Consider the following 272-nt stretch of genomic DNA (forward strand, 5'->3'; position numbering starts at 1 on the left):
GCAAGAAGCTCGACACCTTCATCGCCGCCAACACCTCCAGCATCGCCGACGATGTCGACGGCGATCCCGTCTATCTGGCGCGGAACGAGTTCTATCTCGGCTACACCAGGGAACGGGCCGAAGGCATCGCGTTCACCAACGTCAAGGACGTCAAGAAGAAGGGGTAGGGGCGTTCCGTCCGCTCCTCACCCTCCGCTGCCATGCCCCGCGAAAGCGGGGCATCCAGTACGCCGCAGCCTCTCGGCTCAATCACAATCGCCTCTGGGATACTG

1 pseudogene is annotated in these 272 nt (G+C 62.5%); it reads left to right on the forward strand.

Annotated elements, in window-relative coordinates:
• Positions 1-167 (forward strand): annotated as a pseudogene (gene prfC / locus AC0L3K_RS40830) (peptide chain release factor 3); the annotation flags it as partial.
• Between the last annotated feature and the right edge of the window lie 105 nt (positions 168-272).

It is taken from the genome of Bradyrhizobium sp. MI1.10 (assembly GCF_055811035.1).